This window comes from Streptomyces sp. NPDC048337 (assembly GCF_043201175.1).
Classification (GTDB): domain Bacteria; phylum Actinomycetota; class Actinomycetes; order Streptomycetales; family Streptomycetaceae; genus Streptomyces.
The window spans coordinates 38,167-52,885 of the sequence record NZ_JBICYR010000031.1 but is presented as its reverse complement, the minus strand read 5'-3'; the positions used below and the strand labels follow the sequence as shown (position 1 = coordinate 52,885).

The following is a 14,719-nucleotide window of genomic DNA, read 5'->3' as shown; positions in this document are numbered from 1 at the left end:
ACCGGTCGAGGGGACGGACTCGTTCGTATGAATACTTCTGGTACCTCCGTACCTGCATCACCCGCAGCCGCTGCCGCGGTACGACCGCCCGCGCAGCGCACCGCCGACGTCCCCGGGATCCCGACTCCGGCCGGGGCGCTCGGGCTGCCCGAGCTGCGGGCGCTGCGCCGGGACGCGCAGCGCGACGAGGCCGATCTGAGCTATGTGCGCCGGCTGCTCCAGGGGCGCATCGACATCCTGCGGGCCGAGCTGGCCCGGCGGACCGATCCCGAGGCGCCGGTGGTGGACCGGCTTTCGGAGATCCTCGCCGACGCGCCCTCCAGCCGGAGCGCCTCCGCCCGGCACGTCACGCTCGGGACCCCGCACGGGGAGGAGTACCGGCTGCTGGCGGCGGAGATGCTGGCCGACGTGGAGCTCTCGGACCTGAGTGCCCGTACGGACGGTGAACTGTACGACGGGATGGGGCGGCTGGTCCGGTACGAGCAGCAGGTCTCGCGGCGGCGGCAGCAGTTGCAGCGCACGGTGGACGAGTGCAGTGCGGAGATCACCCGGCGGTACCGGGAGGGCGAGGCGCAGGTGGACGATCTGCTGACCTGAGGCCGCGGAAAATTCGGGCGACTCGGTCCGACCGGGCGGTTAGCGTGGCCCGTTATGAGTGCTGACGTCCGGCCGATCGCCGAATCCGAACTCCCCGAGTGGATGGAGTCCCTGAACGCGGGGTTCCTGACCCCGGGCCGGGCAACGCAGTCCGACGTTGCCCAGCGCGCCAAATACAGCGACTTCGCCCGCATCCAGGGCGCCTTCGACTCCGACACCGGCCGCTGTGTGGCGACCTTCCGCTCCTTCGCCCAGCAGCTGACCGTGCCGGGCGGGGCGTCCGTCCCCTCCAGCGCCGTCTCCAACGTGACGGTGCTGCCCACCCACCGCCGCCAGGGTCTGCTGACCCGGATGATGGCCGCAGACCTCGCCGCCGCGCAGGCGCGCGGGGACGTGGTGTCGACGCTGATCGCCGCCGAGTACCCGATCTACGGCCGCTACGGGTACGGGCCCGGCGCCTCGCTCACGGAATGGGAGATCGACGTCCCGCGGACCGGACTGGACCGCCGCCTGTCGCGGCCCGTGGACGGCGGGCGGATCGACCTGGTGGACGTGGCCGAGGTGCGCCGGGTGGGCCCGGAGCTGCACGAGCGGCTGCGGGCGGTCACGCACGGGGCGGTGAACCGGGAAGAGCGCTGGTGGAACCTGACGACCGGCGCCGAGGAGATGTCGCACCGGCCGTACAAGGAGAAGTTCCACGCCGTGTACCGGACGGCGGCGGGCGAGGTGGCCGGCCTGGCCGTCTACACCTCCGACGACCACTGGACGGACGCGAAGGTCCCGCTGAACACCCTGCAGGTCAGGGACCTGATCGCGGTCACCCCGCAGGCGGAGCGCGCGTTGTGGCAGTTCCTGTGCTCCATCGACTGGGTGCTGAAGGTGCGCACCGGCTACCGCGCGCCCGACGACCTGGTCGCGCAGCTGCTCCCCGATCCGCGCGCCGCCAGGCCGCTGGCCTCCGCGGACTTCCTGTGGGTGCGGCTGCTGGACGTCGTACGGGCGCTGCGGGCGCGGACGTACGCCGTCCCCGGGGTGCTCGTGCTGGAGGTGACCGACGCTGCGGGGCTCGCGGACGGCCGCTACCGGCTGGACGCGGGCACCGCCGAGTGCGTGCGGACGGAGGGGCCGGCCGACCTGCGGCTGGACGTGTCCGCGCTGGGTGCCCTGTACCTCGGCGACGAGTCGGCGGTGCGGCTGGCCGCACTGGGCCGGGTGGCGGAGGAGCGGCCGGGGGCGGTCGCGCTGGCCGACGCGGTGTTCCGTACGGCGCGCCGGCCGTGGTGCCCGGACATCTTCTGATCCGCCGCCCCTGTCACATCGACCGGTCGGGAGCGGTCAGTGTGGTGACGGAGCGGGGAGTGCGGACGAGGGGAGCCCCACCATGGCCGGTGACAGCGAGTACCTCGCGGCGCGGTTCGAGGAGAAGCGCGGGCATCTGCGGGCGGTCGCCCGGCGGATGCTCGGATCGGCGGCCGAGACGGAGGAGGCGCTCCGCGAGGCGTGGCTGCGCATCGACGGCGCGGCGAGCTCGGACGGCGGCGAGAGGTATCAGTTGGGCGGCTGGCTGACCGGCATCGTCGCCCGGGTCTGCCTGGAGCAGTTGCGCGCCCGCACCCATGGAACGGCGCCGGGGGCGGGGCCGGAGCGGGAGGTGCTGCTCGCGGATTCGGTGGGGCTCGCGCTGCTCGTCGTACTGGAGCAACTGGAGCCAGCCGAGCGGATGTCGTACGTGCTGCACGACATGTTCGGGCTGCCCTTCGAGGAGGTGGCGCCGATCGTGGAGCGGAGCCCGGACGAGGCCCGCGAGCTGGCGGGCCGGGCCCGGCGGCGGGTGCGGGGCGGGGCGCCCGCTCCCTCGGCGACCCACGAGCCGCCGGACTCCGGGGCGGTCGGGCAGGAGGAGGTCGTCGCGGCCTTCCTGGCCGCCGCCCGCGGCGGCAGCTTCGAGGACCTCGTCGCGGTCCTGGACCCGGAGGTCGTGCTGCGCGTGGACCGGGCGGAGACGGCGCTGGGCGCGGGGGCGGTGGCCCGGCAGGCGCTCACCTTCCAGCGGCTGGCGCCGTACGCGAGGCCCGCGTTGGTCGACGGCGTGCCGGGGGTCGTCACCGTTCCGCCGGGCGGCCGGGTGGTGGCGGCCATGGGTTTCACGGTGGTCGACGGCCGTATCGTCGCCCTTGACGTGCTGGCGGATCCGGCCCGGCTGGCCCGCCTGGACTTCACCCTTTCGCACATCGAGGAATGAGCATTTGACGACTCTTGTGGAACAACTGCGCGCGGCGGGCTGCGTCTTCGCGGAGGAGGAGGCGGACCTCCTCGCCGCGGCCGCGCGCGACGAGGGCCACCTGGCGGAGCTGGCGGCCCGCCGGGTCGCCGGTGAACCGCTGGAACACGTGGTGGGCTGGGCGGAGTTCTGCGGACTGCGCATGGAAGTGGGCGCGGGGGCCTTCGTGCCGCGCCGGCGTACGGAGTTCCTGGTGCGGGAGGCGGTGGCGCTGGCCCGGCCCGGGGCGGTCGTACTGGACCTGTGCTGCGGGGTCGGCGCGCTGGGCGCGGCGGTGGCGGCGGGGGTGCCGGGCGGTGTGGAGCTGCACGTGGCGGACATCGACCCGGAGGCGCTGGCGTACGCGCGGCGCAACGTGGCCCCGTACGGCGGCAGCGTGTGGGAGGGCGACCTGTACGGGCCGCTCCCGGCGTCGCTGCGGGGCCGGGTGGATCTGCTGGTGGTCAACGCCCCGTACGTCCCGACGGAGGAGATCGGCTTCATGCCGTCGGAGGCGCGGGACCACGAGCCGCTGGTCTCGCTGGACGGCGGGGCGGACGGCCTGGACATCCACCGCCGGGTCGCGGCGGGCGCCCTGCCCTGGCTGGCCCCGGGCGGCCGGCTGCTGATCGAGACGAGCGCCCGCCAGTGCCCGTCGACGGCCGAGGCCCTGACCGCGGGGGGCCTGAGCACCCGGGTCGCGACCTCGGAGGAGTTCTGGGCGACGGTGGTGGTGGGAGATGTTGCAAGCAGCTGCTTGCAATAGTTAGCAGAGTCGGGCAGGATGGGGTCATGGCATCGCTCAACGTCGGAAATCTCGGCGAGTACCTCCGTGAGCAGCGTCGGCAGGCCCAGCTTTCGCTGCGGCAGCTGGCCGACGCGGCGGGGGTGTCGAATCCGTACCTGAGCCAGATCGAGCGCGGGCTGCGCAAGCCGAGCGCGGACATCCTCCAGCAGCTTGCCAAGGCGCTGCGGATCTCCGCGGAGACGCTGTACGTGCAGGCCGGGATCCTGGATGAGCGGGACCGGGACGAGGTGGAGACGCGGGCCGTCATCCTCGCCGACCCGTCCATCAACGAGCGGCAGAAGCAGGTGCTGCTCCAGATCTACGAGTCGTTCCGCAAGGAGAACGCACTCGACGCGTCGGCCGGTGACTCCGGCGAATCCGGTGAGATGCCGCCGAAGACGACGAACTGAACTTGATCCGGGAGGACCACCACATGGCCATCGCCGATGACCTGAAGAAGACCCTCACCGACCCGACGCCCCTCTACTTCGCCGCCGGCACCGCCGACCTGGCCCTGCAGCAGGCCAAGAAGGTGCCCGGGCTCGTCGAGCAGCTGCGCGCCGAGGCTCCCGCGCGCATCGAGGCCGTGAAGAACACCGACCCGAAGGTCGTGCAGGAGAAGGCCAGGGAAGCGGCCAAGGAGGCGCAGGAGGTCGTCGCCGCCAAGGTCGCCGAGGTGCTCGGCGCGATCGACCCGAAGAAGCTCGGGGAGACCGCCCAGGACCTGGCGCTGCGCGGTGTCGGCGTCACCGCCGAGTACCTGGTCCGCGCCAAGGAGACGTACGACAAGGTCGCCGAGCACGGCGAGCAGGCCGTACGGGCCTGGCGGGGCGAGGTCTCCGAGGAGATCGTCGAGATCGCGGTCGCCGTCGAGCCCGAGGCGGAGCCGGAGGCGAAGCAGGCGAACGGGACCGAGGCCGAGGCCGAGGCCGAGGAGAAGCCCGTCGCGAAGAAGACCCCCGCGCGCAAGAGCACGGCCAAGAAGGCCGCCGCCACGCCGGGTGACGCGAGCTGAAGCGCATGAGCGCCGTCGGGCCGGGCACCCTTTGGGGGTCCGGCCCGGTAGCGTGGAACAAAAGCGGCAGATGAGAAGGCGGTCGAAGCGATGCTGATGAACGGGTTCGATAACGGGGTGCTCCCGTTGCTCGGGTTCGCCATGCTGGCGCTCGCCGTCGTGGCGTTCGTGTTCGCGCTGCTGGCGCGCGAGGACGCGTACCGGGCGGCCGACAAGCAGACCAAGACCTTCTGGCTGGTGATCCTCGGCATCACCGTGCTGGTGGACGCCTTCCTGGGGATGCTCTTCCTGGAGATCGCCGGTCTGGTCGCGACCATCGTGTTCTTCGTCGACGTACGCCCCGCCCTGAAGCAGGTCTCGGGCGGCGGGCGGCGCAGCGGTGGCAGCAGCAGCGACGGGCCGTACGGGCCCTACAACGGCGGGCGGTAACCCCGCGCGGGCCGGGGTCAGCCCTCGGCGCGGGAGAGCAGGACCACGGCCACGTCGTCGGTGAGCTCGCCGCCGTTGAGGCGGCGGGCCTCGGTGACGGAGGCCTCCAGCAGGCCCTCGCCGCTCAGGCCGCGGTCCAGGTGGCGGTTGATCATCTCGACCATGCCGTCCTGCCCGAGGCGCTCCTTGCCCTCGCCGATCCGGCCCTCGATCAGGCCGTCCGTGTAGAGCATCAGGCTCCACGTGCCGCCCAGCTCGACCTGGCGGCGGGGCCAGCGGGCCTTGGGCAGCAGTCCGAGCGCCGGGCCGCTGTTCTCGTACGGGAGCAGGCGCGCGGGGCGGCCCGGCCGGGAGATCAGCGGGGCCGGGTGGCCGGCCAGGCAGAGGCCCGCGCGGCGGCCGTCGGGGGAGATGTCGACCGTGCACAGCGTCGCGAAGATCTCGTCGCAGGGGCGCTCGACCTCCAGGACCTCCTGGAGGGTGGCCAGCAGGTCGTCGCCGCACAGGCCGGCCAGGGTCAGGGCGCGCCAGGCGATGCGCAGCTCGACGCCGAGGGCCGCCTCGTCGGGGCCGTGGCCGCAGACGTCGCCGATCATGGCGTGGACGGTGCCGTCGGGGGTGCGGACGGTGTCGTAGAAGTCGCCGCCGAGCAGGGCCCGGCTGCGGCCGGGACGGTAGCGGGCGGCGAAGCGGAGGTCGGAGCCCTCGAGGAGCGGGGTGGGGAGCAGTCCGCGCTCCAGGCGGGCGTTCTCCTGGGCCCGAAGTTTCGATTCTGCAAGCTTGTACTGGGCGATGTCGGCCCGTTTTCTCTCCACGGCGTAGCGGATGGCGCGGCTCAGCAGGCGGCCGTCCAGCTCGTCCCGGAACAGGAAGTCCTGGGCGCCGACCCGGACGGCTTCGGCGGCGCGCTCGGCGTCGGCCTCGGCGGTCAGGACGAGGACGGCGTGGCGCGGGGCCATGCGAAGCACCTGGCGGAGGGCGGTCAGCTGGTCGACGGCGGTGGCGGCCGCCGCCGACTGGTTGCGGGCGCTCGCGTCCGGGAGCGAGAGGTCGAGCAGGATGCAGTGCACGTCGGGCGTGAGCAGCCGGGCGGCCTCGGTGAGGTTGCGGGCGGTGCGGAGCCGGATGCGGTGGCCGTCGGCGTCGAGGATCTCGGGGACGGTGAGGCCGCCCGCGGGGTCGTCCTCGATGACGAGGAGGGTCAGCGGGGTGGCGTGGGGCGCGGTGGCGTGCAGAACGGCGGCCTGACCGCTCTCCGGGGCCGGGGTGTCCCTCTGCCGCGGTACGGGTACGGGCATCGTCTCCGGTTCCTTCCCTCCCCCCGAGGGTGCGCTCGTCCGGGCGACCCTAGCGGTCCCGGCCCGGCGAGCGGAATGCCGTTCCGGGACACGGCCTCCGGCATATGCCCTTATCGCGGGGGAAAATCGGCCTCACTGGATGACCAACGTCACGGCGGGGTCGACTCCCGTCCCGCCTGACGAGACGTCCCGTGCGTCCGTTCGGTTGCCTGCGGCGCCGTTTCTCCCCCAGCTACCGCTGGGAGGTGCCCCCAAGGGGCTCCGCCCCAGACCCCGCGCCTCCGCACGGGCGCGGAGCGCACGTACGGAGCCGCGGCAGCGGCGCCGCACCCCGGATCGGCGGAGCAACCCCGCAGGGGCTACGCGTCGGGGCGGACCACCGCCTTGATCGGCATCGAGCCCGCGCCCGCCATCGTCACGTTGCGGCCGGGCCGCGGGGCGTGGACCATCGCGCCGTCGCCCACATACATGGCGACATGGCTCGCGTCGTCGAAGTAGATGATCAGATCACCCGGCCGCATGTCCTTCAGCGCGACCTTCGGCAGCAGCCGCAGCTGCTCCTGCGAGGTGCGCGGGATGCCGCGGCCCGCCGCCAGCCAGGCCTGGGAGGTCAGGCCGGAGCAGTCGAACGACCCCGGTCCCTCGGCGCCCCAGACGTACGGCTTGCCGATCTGGGCAGTGGCGTACTGCACGGCCCGCTTGCCGGCCTCCGTCGCCTTGCCGTTGACGTCCTTCAGCGCGCCCGTCGACAGCCAGGCCGTCTGGGCCTTGTACTGCGCTTCCTGCTCCAGCTGGATCAGCCGGGCCTTCTCCTCCGCCTCGAGCTTGTTCTCCAGCTCCTCCGCGGCCTTGATCTTCTGCTCGATCTGCTTCTTCGCGTCCTCCTGCTTGACGCGATTGGCCTCCAGCGTCGCCCAGCGCTCACTCGCTTCCTGCGCGTACCGCTTCAAGTCGCTCTGGGTGCGGTCCAGTTCGGTCAGGAGGTCCGAGGCGGCCTTCTCGCCCTGGCGCAACCGGCCCGCCCCGTCGAGGAACCGGCCCGGGTCCTCGCTCAACGCCAGCCTCGCGCCCGCCGGGAGTCCGCCCGAGCGGTACTGGGCGCGCGCGGCGGCGCCCGCGCGGCTCTTGAGGGTGGTGATCCGCTCCTGGCCGGCGACGACCAGCTTGGCGATCTCGACGATCTTCTCCGACTGGGCCTTGGTCTCGGCCTCGGCGAGGTTGTAGGTGTCGGTGGCGGCGGCCGCCTGGTGGTAGAGGTCCTCTATCTCCTTGCGGACCTGCTCCAGGGACTTGGCGCCCGGCTCCGGCGCGGGTGCGGCGGGCGCACCGGGTGCGGCGGGCGCACCGGGCGTGGCCGGTGCCGCCGGAGCGCCCGGCGCCGCGTGCGCGATGCCCGCCGCAAGGCCGGGTGCCGTCAGTATCGCCATCGCGCACAGCAGCACGAGAGCACTCGCACCCCGCCGTCGCCTCTCGGCCCCCATGGTTCCCCCAGCCATCCCGAGTCAGACCTCGCACTTTGCATCAGATCTGACTATTCATCAGTAACTTGTCTTTGCCTTCGGGATGGTGCCACGAGTCGGTGAATTCCAACACCCTTGTGGATGCGCTTCCGATCTTGTCCGCCCCATCGGACGCCACCGGCTCACCCATCAGGAAGCCCAACGGCCCCCGCTGCCCCACCCCGACGACTCAACGGGCCGCCTGCGCCCCCGGTTCCCCGGCGCGCCGCATTCACCCTGTCGGGCGCAACGCCTCCCAGCGCACCGTCAGTTCGCCCTGCCGCCACCGTCCCGGCCCGTCCGCCAGCGGCCAGTCGCCGGACAGGGCCCGCGCCGTCCGGATCCAGCGCTGCCGCGCCCCGTACGAGGCGTACGGGGCCGCCGCCGCCCACGCCCGGTCGAAATCCCGCAGGAACGCGTGCACCGGCTCACCCTGGACGTTGCGGTGGATCAGCGCCTTCGGAAGCCGCTCCGCCAGGTCCGAGGGGCGCTCCAGGGAACCCAGCCGGGTCGCGAAGGTCACCGTGCGCGCCCCCTCCGGCCCGAGCGCCACCCACACGTGCCGCCGCCCGATCTCGTCGCAGGTCCCCTCCACCAGCAGCCCGTCCGGGGCCAGCCGCGCGCACAGCCGCGCCCACACCTCCGCGACCTGCTCCTCGTCGTACTGGCGCAGGACGTTCGCCGCGCGGATCAGCGCCGGTCGCTCGCCGCCGTCCAGGGGCACCTCGAAGCCGCCGTGCCGGAAGCTCAGCCCGTCCCGCTCGTACGGCTTCGCCCCCGCGACCCGCGCCGGCTCGATCTCGATGCCGACCACCCGCACCCGCGGTGCCGCCTCCCGCAGCCGCGCCAGCAGCTCGACCGCCGTCCAGGGGGCCGCCCCGTAGCCGAGGTCCACCGCGACCGGCGCCTGCGCCCGCCGCAGCGCGGCCCCGTGCGTGGCGGCGATCCAGCGGTCCATGCGGCGCAGGCGGTTCGGGTTCGTCGTCCCGCGCGTCACCGAGCCCACAGGGCGCGCGGAGGCGCGGTTCGGGGTCGGGGTGCTGCGGGAGGCCATGGGCCGAGAGTAAGCGGAGGTCCCTCACCGGATAAAAATCCGGCAAACGGAGGAGAAAACCGGCCGCCCCGGAATGCGGGGGGCGGCCATCCGGGTTGCACTCCTTGCAGGGCGCCGACCGCGCTCCTGCAGGCATGCCGTGCGCCCGTGCCCGTCACGGCGTCCGGTGTCCGGTGTCCGGTGTCCGGGTGTCCCACGAAGGCCCACCAGCGTCCGAGCGGCCAGTCCGAGCGGCTTGTCCGAGCGAGAGGAACTGCTCCCTTGAGCCAGTACGTGTCCCGCCTCGGCGGCAGCATCAGCGGCAGGCTCGCCGCCGCCCGCGCCACCCGCCACGAGCCGCCCCGGCTGCGCCTGCCCGCCGTGGGCCACCACCGCAAGCCCCGACGTGTGGCCATGCTCAGCGTGCACACCTCACCGCTGCACCAGCCGGGCACCGGTGACGCCGGCGGCATGAACGTCTACATCGTGGAGCTGGCCAAGCGGCTCGCCGCGATCAACATCGAGGTCGAGATCTTCACCCGGGCCACCACCGGCGGGCTGCCGCCCGCCGTCGAGCTGGCCCCCGGGGTCCTCGTACGGCACGTGGACGCGGGCCCGTACGAAGGCCTCGCCAAGGAGGAGCTCCCCGCCCAGCTGTGCGCCTTCACGCACGGCGTGATGCAGGCCTGGGCCGGCCACCGCCCCGGCTACTACGACCTCGTCCACTCCCACTACTGGCTCTCCGGCCACGTCGGCTGGCTCGCCGCCGAGCGCTGGGGCGTGCCGCTCGTCCACGCCATGCACACCATGGCCAAGGTCAAGAACGCCGCGCTGGCCGAGGGGGACACGCCCGAGCCCGCCGCCCGCGTCATCGGCGAGACGCAGATCGTGTCCGCCGCCGACCGGCTCATCGCGAACACCGCCGAGGAAGCCGACGAACTCGTCCGCTACTACGAGGCCGACCCCGGCAAGGTGGCCGTCGTCCACCCCGGCGTGAACCTCGACCGCTTCACGGTGGGCGACGGCCGCGCCGCAGCCCGCGCCCGCCTCGGGCTGCCGCAGGACGCCGTCATCCCGCTCTTCGCCGGGCGGATCCAGCCCCTCAAGGCCCCCGACGTCCTGCTGCGCGCCGTCGCCGTCCTGGTCGACCAGGATCCCTCGCTGCGCGGGCGGCTCTTCGTCCCCGTCGTCGGCGGGCCCAGCGGCAGCGGCCTCGCCAAGCCGGAGGGCCTGCAGAAGCTCGCCGCGAAGCTCGGCATCGCCGATCTCGTGCACTTCCACCCGCCGGTGGCGCAGGACGGGCTCGCGGACTGGTTCCGGGCGGCCTCCGTGCTGGTCATGCCCTCGTACAGCGAGTCCTTCGGACTCGTCGCCATAGAGGCCCAGGCCAGCGGTACGCCGGTGCTGGCCGCCGAGGTCGGCGGGCTGCCGGTCGCGGTGAACGACGGGGTCACGGGGATCCTCGTACCCGGGCACGACCCGGTCGACTACGCGCGGGAGCTGCGGCGGTTCGTGGACGAGCCCGGGCTCGCCGACCGGATGGGGGCCGAGGCCGCGCGGCACGCGCAGTTCTTCGGCTGGGACACCGCCGCGAGCGGCACGGCGGACGTCTACACCGCGGCCATGCATGATCATCGCCGTCGCGTACGCTCCCACCATGGCTGACGCTGACACCGACACCTCCGCGATCATCGAGGGCGTCCTGACCGGCTCCGAGCTGAGCTGGGAGAGCCCCGAGCCGGGCTCGTACGTGGTCCAGCTCCCCGGCACCCGCAAGCTGAGCACCACGTGCTCGCTGCGGGTCGGGCGGCATTCGCTGTCGGTCAACGCGTTCGTGATCCGGCACCCCGACGAGAACGAGGCCGGCGTCCACCGGTGGCTGCTGGAGCGCAATCTGAAGCTGTACGGGATGGCGTACGCCGTGGACCGCCTCGGGGACGTCTACCTCACGGCGCGGCTGCCGCTCTCGGTGGTGAACGCGGAGGACCTGGACCGGTTGCTGGGGACGATCCTGGAGGCGGCGGACGGGGCGTTCAACACGCTGCTGGAGCTGGGGTTCGCCAGTGCGATCCGGCGGGAGTACGAGTGGCGCGTGTCTCGCGGGGAACCGACCTTCAACCTGGACGCCTTCAAGCACCTGACGCGGCCGTCCTAGTTCCGGCCCCGCCACCGCCGGGGCCGGAAGCTACGCCTCGGCGGCGGCCGGGAGGGGTGCGGGTGCCGGGGCGGCAGCCGGGGCCTGGTCCGTGGCCGAACCCTCGGGGAGGTTCCGCATCAGGAGCCAGTAGCCGATGCCCGCCGCCGTGCCCAGGACGGCGGTCGTCCCCCACAGCCAGCCCGCGCCGAAGTGGTCGATCACCGCGCCCGCCAGCAGCGGGGCCACCAGGGAGGCCACCGCCCACGACAACGTGTACATGCCCTGGTAGCGGCCGCGCCCGTGCAGCGGGGAGAGTCGGACGACCAGGCTCATCTGGGTCGGCGAGTTGATGATCTCGGCGAGGGTCCAGACGCAGACGGTCAGGGCGAGCACCCCGATCGAGCCGCCGAAGGCCGTGAGGCCGAAGCCGTACCCGGCCAGCAGCGCGGAGACGACCAGCAGCTTCTGCGGATCGCGGTGCTCGATGAACCGGGTGACCGGGATCTGCAGCAGCACGATCAGGAGCCCGTTCATGGCGATGACCAGGCCGTAGTCGCCGGTGGAGAAGCCCGCGGAGCCCATCGCCAGCGGGAGCCCGAACGACCCCTGCATGAAGATCAGCGAGATCAGGAACGACAGCCCGACCACACCCATGTACCGCCCGTCGCGCAGCACCGTGCCCAGGCTGACCTCCGCCTCGGCGGCCGCCTGCGCCGCGCCCTTCTCGGGCCGGGACTCGGGGAGCTTCACGTACACGAGCGCCGCGCAGACCAGCGTCAGCGCGGCCTCGCCCAGGAAGCCGGCCAGGTAGCTGTACTCGGCCACGAACCCGGCGACCGCCGCCGAGACGGCGAAGCCGAGGTTGATCGCCCAGTAGTTGAGCGCGAAGGCCCGGACCCGGTCCTCGGGGCGGACGATGTCCGCCATCATCGCCTGCACCGCGGGCCGCGACGCGTTCGAGGTCATGCCGACCAGCAGCGCGACCGCCGCGATGGCCGCCGGGTGCTCCATGAAGCCCAGCAGCGCGACGGACAGGGCGGTCGAGGCCTGCGCGGCCATCAGCGTGGGGCGGCGCCCGAGCCGGTCGGTCATCACTCCGGCGACGAGTGAGGAGATCACCCCGCCGAGCCCGTGGAGGGCGACCACAAGTCCCGCGAAGGAGGCCGAGTAGCCCCGGTCCACGGTCAGGTACAAGGTCATGAATGTGGCGACGAAGGCCCCGAGCCGGTTGACGAGCGTGCTCGTCCACAGCCACCAGAACTCGCGCGGCAGCCCAGACACGCTCTCCCGGGCGGCCCGTCTCAGACTGGCAACGGACATAAGGAATCCCCCCGAGCGTGTAAGTGCCCCTCCGGCTCTCCGCACATTACGAGCGGAGGCCTTCCGGCGCCACTCAATTGACGCGCGCCGTCAATCGGCGGGGATGTGCGCCGCGCGCGAGCGGCCCGGCGCGTCCATTAGGCTCGTACGCATGGCCGACGCACCGTACAAGCTGATCCTCCTCCGCCACGGCGAGAGCGAGTGGAACGCGAAGAACCTGTTCACCGGCTGGGTGGACGTCAACCTCAACGAGAAGGGCGAGAAGGAGGCGGTCCGCGGCGGTGAGCTGCTCAAGGACGCCGGCCTGCTCCCCGACGTCGTGCACACCTCGCTCCAGAAGCGCGCGATCCGCACCGCGCAGCTGGCGCTGGAGGCCGCCGACCGCCACTGGATCCCGGTCCACCGCTCCTGGCGCCTGAACGAGCGCCACTACGGCGCCCTCCAGGGCAAGGACAAGGCCCAGACCCTCGCCGAGTTCGGCGAGGAGCAGTTCATGCTGTGGCGCCGCTCGTACGACACCCCGCCGCCGGCCCTCGAGGACGGTACCGAGTTCTCGCAGTCCGCGGACCCGCGCTACGCCTCGATCCCGCCGGAGCTGCGGCCGCGCACCGAGTGCCTCAAGGACGTCGTCGTCCGCATGCTCCCGTACTGGTACGACTCGATCGTCCCGGACCTGCTGGACGGCCACACCGTCCTGGTCGCGGCGCACGGCAACAGCCTCCGCGCCCTGGTCAAGCACCTGGACGGCATCTCCGACGCCGACATCGCGGGCCTGAACATCCCGACCGGCATCCCGCTCTCCTACGAGCTGGACGCCGACTTCAAGCCGGTCAACCCGGGCGGCACCTACCTCGACCCGGAGGCCGCCGCGGCCGCCATCGAGGCCGTCAAGAACCAGGGCAAGAAGTAACCCCAGCCAGCCACGAACAAGCCCCCTACCTGCGGTTTCCCCGCCGGGTAGGGGGCTTTTCGCTGCCCGCGGGCCCCGTCAAGTCACGTATTCGCGTGGCATGACGGGGCTGTCTCCATCCCGCGTACTTGAGGGCCACACAGGCACAGGTCCGGCGGCCCCTGCCGCCGGCCGCACACCTTCAAGGAGCAGTCATGACCCGCGACCTTCACAAGCGGCGCGTCCTGCGCGTCGGGATGGCCCTCACCGCGGCCGCCTTCGTCTCCGGAGCCATCGCACTCCCGGCATCCGCGGCGACTCCCCACCATTCCCCGGTCACGGGCATCGGCTCCAAGGACCCCCATCGTCAGCGCGGCGGCGGGGTCTACGGGCCGAACACGTGCGTGCCGGGCTACGTCTGGCGTGACAGCTACGAGGGCGACTCCAAGTGCGTCACGCCGGCAGAGCACGAAAGGGTCCAAGCCAAGAACCCCCACCGTCAGCCCGGCGGCGGCGCCTACGGACCGCTCACGTGCATGCCGGGCTACGTCTGGCGCGACAGCTTCGACGGTGACGGCCTGTGCGTCACGCCGGAAGAGCGCGACGCGGCCAAGTACAAGGCCCAGAGCCAGAGCCAGAGCCAGAGCAGGAACAGGAGTCAGGGCCGTCTGATCGGCAACGGCCCGCACCTCACGGCCCTGCCGGGGCTGTGATCCCCCGCCCGATGTGGCCCCCTGCCTGCGGTTTCCCCGCCGGTGGGGGGCTTTTTCGTACTGCGTCAAGTCACGTCTTCCGGTGGCATGACGGGGATGGCGCCATCACGCCTACTGGGGACAGGAGAACGGCCGCCCCTTCCGTCGGCCGCACACAACCAAGGAGAGCACCCATGTCCTACGACCTTCACGCCCGGTCCCAGCGACGGATCGCGCGCCTCGCGATGGCCCTCGCCTCGTCCGCCCTCATCTCGGGAGCCGCCGCCCTGCCGGCCTTCGCCGCGACCGTGTCCCCGGCCCGGTCCCCGGTCACGGGCGTCCGCGCCGACGATTCCAACCGCGCGCCCGGGAGCAACACGTGCAAGCCGGGCTACGTCTGGCGGGACAGCTTCGAGGGCGACGACGCGTGCGTGTCGGTGGCGGAGCGTGAACTGGAGTGGATGCTGAACCCCAACCGCGCGCCCGGGAGCAACCGGTGCAAGCCGGGCTTCGTCTGGCGTGACTCCTTTGAAGGGGACGCCCTGTGCGTCAATCCCGACCAGCGGGACTCTGAGGGCCGCCAAGGCCCCAACCGCCAGCCCGGCGGCGGCGCCTGGGGGGCGCTCACGTGCAAGCCGGGCTACGTCTGGCGCGACAGCTACCAGGGCGACGCCCTGTGCGTCATACCGGAGGAGCGCGATTTGATCAAGAGCTGGAAGAAGTAGACCGCAGCCCCCTGCCTGCGGTTTCCCCGCCGGTAGGG

The 14,719-nt window shown here is 72.6% G+C and carries 16 protein-coding genes; 12 read left to right on the top strand and 4 right to left on the bottom strand.

The genetic code is table 11. From position 1 onward, the window contains the following. Positions 1-27 precede the first annotated feature (27 nt). From ACGFYU_RS33890 to ACGFYU_RS33860, 7 genes are all read left to right on the top strand, one after another. On the top strand, positions 28-597 hold the full coding sequence (locus ACGFYU_RS33890) for an AmfC protein (protein ID WP_393831136.1): 570 nt from the start codon (positions 28-30) through the stop codon (positions 595-597). A 54-nt stretch (positions 598-651) separates the two neighbouring features. After that, a complete protein-coding gene (locus tag ACGFYU_RS33885; RefSeq protein ID WP_393831135.1) occupies positions 652-1,896 on the top strand; it encodes a GNAT family N-acetyltransferase in 1,245 nt (414 codons plus the stop codon). A gap of 82 nt (positions 1,897-1,978) precedes the next feature. Further along, on the top strand, positions 1,979-2,839 hold the full coding sequence (locus ACGFYU_RS33880; protein WP_393831134.1) for a sigma factor: 861 nt from the start codon (positions 1,979-1,981) through the stop codon (positions 2,837-2,839). A gap of 4 nt (positions 2,840-2,843) precedes the next feature. Then, entirely contained in the window at positions 2,844-3,623 is a 780-nt protein-coding gene (locus ACGFYU_RS33875; protein WP_393831133.1) for a putative protein N(5)-glutamine methyltransferase, read from the top strand. Between the two features lie 26 nt (positions 3,624-3,649). Beyond that, positions 3,650-4,054 (top strand): helix-turn-helix domain-containing protein, encoded by a 405-nt coding sequence (locus ACGFYU_RS33870; protein WP_393831132.1) that lies wholly within the window; start codon positions 3,650-3,652, stop codon positions 4,052-4,054. A gap of 23 nt (positions 4,055-4,077) precedes the next feature. Next, a complete protein-coding gene (locus tag ACGFYU_RS33865; protein ID WP_393831131.1) occupies positions 4,078-4,659 on the top strand; it encodes a hypothetical protein in 582 nt (193 codons plus the stop codon). A 90-nt stretch (positions 4,660-4,749) separates the two neighbouring features. Beyond that, positions 4,750-5,088 carry a DUF2516 family protein gene (locus tag ACGFYU_RS33860; protein WP_393831130.1) on the top strand — a complete coding sequence of 113 codons (339 nt, stop codon included), beginning with the start codon at positions 4,750-4,752 and terminating at the stop codon, positions 5,086-5,088. Between the two features lie 17 nt (positions 5,089-5,105). Here ACGFYU_RS33860 and ACGFYU_RS33855 read toward each other — a convergent pair whose 3' ends face one another. The 3 genes from ACGFYU_RS33855 to ACGFYU_RS33845 all read right to left on the bottom strand — a co-directional run bounded on the left by ACGFYU_RS33855 (position 5,106) and on the right by ACGFYU_RS33845 (position 8,939). Beyond that, the gene (locus ACGFYU_RS33855) at positions 5,106-6,386 is read right to left on the bottom strand and encodes a PP2C family protein-serine/threonine phosphatase (protein WP_393831129.1); all 1,281 of its coding nucleotides are present in this window, start codon (positions 6,384-6,386) and stop codon (positions 5,106-5,108) included. Positions 6,387-6,745: 359 nt separating this feature from the next. After that, entirely contained in the window at positions 6,746-7,813 is a 1,068-nt protein-coding gene (locus ACGFYU_RS33850) for an NlpC/P60 family protein (protein ID WP_393831128.1), read from the bottom strand. Positions 7,814-8,117: 304 nt separating this feature from the next. Beyond that, positions 8,118-8,939 (bottom strand): class I SAM-dependent methyltransferase, encoded by an 822-nt coding sequence (locus ACGFYU_RS33845; protein WP_393831127.1) that lies wholly within the window; start codon positions 8,937-8,939, stop codon positions 8,118-8,120. A gap of 261 nt (positions 8,940-9,200) precedes the next feature. Between ACGFYU_RS33845 and mshA the strand changes: the two genes are divergently transcribed. Both mshA and ACGFYU_RS33835 read left to right on the top strand, forming a co-directional pair. Beyond that, positions 9,201-10,583 carry a D-inositol-3-phosphate glycosyltransferase gene (mshA, locus tag ACGFYU_RS33840; RefSeq protein ID WP_393831126.1) on the top strand — a complete coding sequence of 461 codons (1,383 nt, stop codon included), beginning with the start codon at positions 9,201-9,203 and terminating at the stop codon, positions 10,581-10,583. Continuing rightward, the gene (locus ACGFYU_RS33835) at positions 10,576-11,073 is read left to right on the top strand and encodes a YbjN domain-containing protein (RefSeq protein WP_393831125.1); all 498 of its coding nucleotides are present in this window, start codon (positions 10,576-10,578) and stop codon (positions 11,071-11,073) included. The genes mshA and ACGFYU_RS33835 overlap by 8 nt, the downstream gene beginning before the upstream one ends. A gap of 30 nt (positions 11,074-11,103) precedes the next feature. Here ACGFYU_RS33835 and ACGFYU_RS33830 read toward each other — a convergent pair whose 3' ends face one another. After that, the gene (locus ACGFYU_RS33830; protein ID WP_393831124.1) at positions 11,104-12,375 is read right to left on the bottom strand and encodes an MDR family MFS transporter; all 1,272 of its coding nucleotides are present in this window, start codon (positions 12,373-12,375) and stop codon (positions 11,104-11,106) included. A gap of 151 nt (positions 12,376-12,526) precedes the next feature. Here ACGFYU_RS33830 and ACGFYU_RS33825 point away from each other — a divergent pair, with 151 nt between their 5' ends. From ACGFYU_RS33825 to ACGFYU_RS33815, 3 genes are all read left to right on the top strand, one after another. After that, positions 12,527-13,285: a phosphoglyceromutase gene (locus tag ACGFYU_RS33825; protein ID WP_393831123.1), complete on the top strand. Its 759-nt coding sequence runs from the start codon at positions 12,527-12,529 to the stop codon at positions 13,283-13,285. Between the two features lie 194 nt (positions 13,286-13,479). Beyond that, positions 13,480-13,977, top strand: a complete 498-nt coding sequence (locus tag ACGFYU_RS33820; protein WP_393831122.1) for a hypothetical protein — start codon at positions 13,480-13,482, stop codon at positions 13,975-13,977. Positions 13,978-14,150: 173 nt separating this feature from the next. After that, positions 14,151-14,681, top strand: a complete 531-nt coding sequence (locus ACGFYU_RS33815) for a hypothetical protein (RefSeq protein ID WP_393831121.1) — start codon at positions 14,151-14,153, stop codon at positions 14,679-14,681. The last annotated feature ends 38 nt before the right edge of the window (positions 14,682-14,719 follow it).

What these genes read in the sequence shown, in the direction of transcription:
- ACGFYU_RS33890 (WP_393831136.1), top strand. Translation starts at nt 28, where the DNA reads ATGAATACTTCTGGTACCTCCGTACCTGCATCACCCGCAGCCGCTGCC.
- ACGFYU_RS33855 (WP_393831129.1), bottom strand. Translation starts at nt 6,386, where the DNA reads ATGCCCGTACCCGTACCGCGGCAGAGGGACACCCCGGCCCCGGAGAGC.
- ACGFYU_RS33835 (WP_393831125.1), top strand. Translation starts at nt 10,576, where the DNA reads ATGGCTGACGCTGACACCGACACCTCCGCGATCATCGAGGGCGTCCTG.
- ACGFYU_RS33870 (WP_393831132.1), top strand. Translation starts at nt 3,650, where the DNA reads ATGGCATCGCTCAACGTCGGAAATCTCGGCGAGTACCTCCGTGAGCAG.
- ACGFYU_RS33885 (WP_393831135.1), top strand. Translation starts at nt 652, where the DNA reads ATGAGTGCTGACGTCCGGCCGATCGCCGAATCCGAACTCCCCGAGTGG.
- ACGFYU_RS33820 (WP_393831122.1), top strand. Translation starts at nt 13,480, where the DNA reads ATGACCCGCGACCTTCACAAGCGGCGCGTCCTGCGCGTCGGGATGGCC.
- ACGFYU_RS33825 (WP_393831123.1), top strand. Translation starts at nt 12,527, where the DNA reads ATGGCCGACGCACCGTACAAGCTGATCCTCCTCCGCCACGGCGAGAGC.
- ACGFYU_RS33880 (WP_393831134.1), top strand. Translation starts at nt 1,979, where the DNA reads ATGGCCGGTGACAGCGAGTACCTCGCGGCGCGGTTCGAGGAGAAGCGC.
- ACGFYU_RS33815 (WP_393831121.1), top strand. Translation starts at nt 14,151, where the DNA reads ATGTCCTACGACCTTCACGCCCGGTCCCAGCGACGGATCGCGCGCCTC.
- ACGFYU_RS33850 (WP_393831128.1), bottom strand. Translation starts at nt 7,813, where the DNA reads ATGGCGATACTGACGGCACCCGGCCTTGCGGCGGGCATCGCGCACGCG.
- ACGFYU_RS33830 (WP_393831124.1), bottom strand. Translation starts at nt 12,375, where the DNA reads ATGTCCGTTGCCAGTCTGAGACGGGCCGCCCGGGAGAGCGTGTCTGGG.
- ACGFYU_RS33860 (WP_393831130.1), top strand. Translation starts at nt 4,750, where the DNA reads ATGCTGATGAACGGGTTCGATAACGGGGTGCTCCCGTTGCTCGGGTTC.
- ACGFYU_RS33845 (WP_393831127.1), bottom strand. Translation starts at nt 8,939, where the DNA reads ATGGCCTCCCGCAGCACCCCGACCCCGAACCGCGCCTCCGCGCGCCCT.
- ACGFYU_RS33865 (WP_393831131.1), top strand. Translation starts at nt 4,078, where the DNA reads ATGGCCATCGCCGATGACCTGAAGAAGACCCTCACCGACCCGACGCCC.